This is a genomic window from Actinomadura sp. NPDC000929 (assembly GCF_040492065.1).
Lineage (GTDB): Bacteria > Actinomycetota > Actinomycetes > Streptosporangiales > Streptosporangiaceae > Spirillospora > Spirillospora verrucosospora.
In genome coordinates this window covers 1-3,583 of the sequence record NZ_JBEUPA010000290.1, presented here as the reverse complement: position 1 = coordinate 3,583, position 3,583 = coordinate 1, and the positions used below count along the sequence as shown (strand labels likewise).

Below are 3,583 nucleotides of genomic sequence, written 5' to 3'. Positions count from 1 at the left end.
CCTCGCCCGGGCGGCAGTGCAGGCACGGCCGGTACCCCGCGGCGCGCGCGGCGGCCAGGTCCCGGAACCCGCGCCGGTGCCCGGGGGTGATCCGGCGCGCGTCCGCGCAGGTCGGGTAGCACACGATCCCGGTGGTGTCGGAGCCCACCAGCCGCACGCCGCGCCGCGCCAGCCCGGTCACCTCCTCGACGTCGACGTCCTCGGCGCGCAGCAGCCGTTCCTTGGCGCCGGCGCCGAACACGTAGTCGCCCAGGGAGCCGTCCGAGCGGGTCACGCGGTGGCAGGGGATCAGCAGCGGGACGGGGTTGCGGCCCAGCGCCGACCCGACGGCGCGGACGGCCTTGGGCCGTCCGGCGTGCCGGGCCACCCACGCGTAGGGGCGGATCTGGCCGCGCGGGATCTGCGCGGCGGCGCGCAGGACGGCGGCCTCGAAGTCGCTGAGGCCGCGCAGGTCCAGGCGCAGCGTGCCGAGCCGGCCGGTGCGCAGCGCGGGCAGAAGCCCGGGCGGGGGGCGGTCGGCGGGCAGCAGCGGCCGGGCGAACCGGGCGCGGAACGCCGCGGCGAACTCCCGCTCGTCCATGCCGGCGCGCAGGTAGGCGACGCCCTGGTCGGTGAAGGCGACCTGCAGGCCCTCCAGGGGGCCGGGGACGTGGACGCGGCGGGCGGCGATGCGGTCCAGCAGGGCCGGGGGCGCGTCGGCGGCCAGGCCCGCCAGTTCACCGGCCAGCGGGTCGGGCGTGCCGCCGGCGGGGTCGGTGCGGTTCATCGGGTGCCCCCTTTCTGCTCGGGGTCGGGTGCGGTGCCCGGCCCGGTGGTTCCCGGCCCCGTGACGCCGGATCCGGTGGCGCCGGGTTCGGCGCGCAGGGCGCGCAGGCGGGCCAGGCCGCGGGAGATGTGGGACTTCACGGTGCCCTCGGGCAGGTCCAGGACGGCGGCGATCTCGGCGACGGGCAGGTCGGTGACGTGCCGCAGCACGACCGCGGCGCGCTGCTGGTGGGGGAGCCGGGCCAGCAGGCCGGCCAGCTCGCGGCCGGTCTCGTGGCGGGCGGCGGCGTCCTCGACGCCCTCACCCGGGTCGGGCGGGTCGGGGGCGTCCTCGATGGGGCCCGGCGGCGGGCGCCGCGCGGCCGTGCGCAGGCTGTTGCGCCACACGTTGGTCAGGATCGTCAGCAGCCAGGCCCGCGGCCGCAGCCCGGCGACGCGCGCCGGCTCGTAGCCGGCCAGCGCGCGGTAGGCGCGCAGGAACGCCTCGGCGGACAAATCCTCGGCCTCGGCCCACCGCCCGCACAGCCGCAGCGCGGTGGAGAACACCGCGCCCCGGTAGGCCTCGTACAGGTCGGCGAACCCCTCGTCGAGGTCGCGGGCCAGGGCGGCGGCGACCCGCGCCCCGGCGGTGTCGCCTGCCGGGGCGTCCCCGCCGCCCGCGGCGGCGTCGGGGGCGCGGGTGAGAGCTTCGTCCGTAACCGTCACATCCGTTCAACACCGCCGTGACCGGCCCGGTTGCGGTCCCTCGGAGCGGGGCCGCGAGACCGGGCCGTGAGATGGGGCCGGGCGGGTGGTCAGCCGAGCCAGCCGGGACGGATCATTCCCGTCTCGTAGGCCAGCACCACCAGCTGGGCGCGGTCGCGGGCGCCGAGTTTGGCCAGGATACGGCTGACGTGGGTCTTGGCGGTGGCGGGCGACAGCACCAGCCGCCCGGCGATCTCCTCGTTGGACAGGCCCGCCGCGACCAGCCGCAGCACCTCGCTCTCCCGCTCGGTCAGCGCGTTGAGCTCGGCGGCGGGCGGCGGCGCGGTGATCCGGGAGGCGAACTCGGCGATGAGCCGGCGCGTCACCGTGGGCGCCAGCAGCGCGTCGCCGCGCGCCACCACCCGCACCCCGTGGATCAGCTCGGTCGGCTCGGTGTCCTTGACCAGGAACCCGCTGGCCCCGGCCTTGATCGCGCCGTAGACGTAGTCGTCCAGGTCGAACGTCGTCAAGATCACCACGCGGACGTCGGCGAGGCGGGGGTCGGCGATGATGCGCCGGGTGGCCTCCAGCCCGTCCAGGACGGGCATGCGGATGTCCATCAGCACCACGTCGGGCCGCAGCTCGCGGGCCCGCGCGACGGCCTGCTCCCCGTCGCCGGCCTCGGCGACGATCTCGATGTCGTCCTCGCCCTCCAGGATCGACCGGAACCCCGCCCTGACCAGCGTCTGGTCGTCGGCCAGCAGCACCCGGATCACGCGTTCTCCTCTGTTGTCTCGCCCAGCCCGCTCATATCGTCCTTCGTGTCCTTCTCGCGCGGGGCGGCCAGTCCGGCGGCGTCCAGCGGCAGCCGCGCCCACACCCGGAACCCGCCCGCCGGGCCGGGCCCGGCGGCCAGCTCCCCGCCGACCGAGGCGGCCCGTTCGCGCATGCCCCGCACCCCGTTGCCGCCCGCACCAAGCTCCGCACCCTCCGCGTGCGGGGGAGCGGGCGGGCCTGGGCCGTCGTCGTCCACCCGCACGACCACCTCGCCGGGGAACACCCGCACCTCGACCGTGACCGCGGCGGCCCCCGAGTGCCGGACGGCGTTGGTCAGCGCCTCCTGCACGATGCGGTATCCGGCCAGCCCGACCGGGGCCGGAAGGTCCCCCAGCGCCGCCGTCCCCGGCTCACCGGGCTCGGGCAGGTCGCCGGCGCGGCGGACCGCCAGCCCGGCCGCGGCGGTCTGGTCCAGCAGCTCCCCGACCCGCGCCAGCGACGGCGGCGGCGCCACCGGCCGCTCCGGCGCGCCGTCCTCGGCGTCGACCTGCCGCAGCACGCCCAGGATCCCGCGCAGCTCCCGCAGGGTGTCCTTGCTCGCCGCCTTGATCGCCTCCAGCGCCGTGTAGGCGCGGCCCGGGTCGTCGCGGCGGTGCAGCGCCGCCCCCGCCTGCACGTTGATCAGCGAGATCTGGTGGGCGAGCACGTCGTGCAGCTCGCGGGCGATGCGCAGCCGCTCGGCGACCGCGCGGCGCCGCGCCTCGGCCTCGCGGTCGCGCTCGGCCGCGGCGGCGCGCCGCTCGGCGGCCTCCGCCAGGGCGCGGCGGCCGCGCACGTACTGCCCGATCGCCACCGTGATCAGCAGCCCCAGCGACAGCGACGCCACGCCGCGGGCGTCGGTCACCGCGTCGGGGTCGTCGCCCTTTCCGCGCACCGACGCCGCCGCCAGGAAACCGGCGTTGACGACGATGACCGCGCCCAGCGACACCGCCAGCCGGCACTCCACGGCCGCGTTGAACAGCGCCAGCCACAGCACGACCGCCACGGGCCCGTCCGGGTACCCCAGCGGGTAGTACAGCGGCGGCACCGCCACGGCGACCACCAGGACCGCCGCCGGGTGGCTGCGCCGCCACGCCAGCGCCGCCGACGCCGCGGCGATCAGCGCCAGCCCGCCCGGCCACAGCGGCCGGTCCCCGGGCTTGACCGCCGCCTCGCTCATCGCGACCGACGCCACCAGGACCGCCGCCGCCAGCAGGGCGTCGGCCGCCCGCCCGCGCGGCCACCACGGCCGGCCCGGCGCCCGGCCCGCGATCCTGCCGGGGACCCCGGCCACCGCCCCGGCCCGGCGCGCGAGCCC

The 3,583-nt window shown here is 78.3% G+C and carries 4 protein-coding genes; all 4 read right to left on the bottom strand.

The features are described 5' to 3' along the window. The coding region (locus ABWI04_RS42125; protein WP_353835911.1) for a methylated-DNA--[protein]-cysteine S-methyltransferase at positions 1 to 766 on the bottom strand (766 nt) is incomplete at its 3' end. Further along, positions 763 to 1,470 carry an RNA polymerase sigma factor gene (locus ABWI04_RS42120; RefSeq protein ID WP_353835910.1) on the bottom strand — a complete coding sequence of 236 codons (708 nt, stop codon included), beginning with the start codon at positions 1,468 to 1,470 and terminating at the stop codon, positions 763 to 765. The genes ABWI04_RS42120 and ABWI04_RS42125, both read right to left, overlap by 4 nt. 89 nt (positions 1,471 to 1,559) lie before the next feature. Next, the gene (locus ABWI04_RS42115) at positions 1,560 to 2,225 is read right to left on the bottom strand and encodes a response regulator (RefSeq protein WP_345187253.1); all 666 of its coding nucleotides are present in this window, start codon (positions 2,223 to 2,225) and stop codon (positions 1,560 to 1,562) included. Then, positions 2,222 to 3,583, bottom strand: a 1,362-nt coding sequence (locus tag ABWI04_RS42110) for a sensor histidine kinase (protein ID WP_353835909.1), incomplete at its 5' end; no start/stop codon positions are given. The genes ABWI04_RS42110 and ABWI04_RS42115, both read right to left, overlap by 4 nt.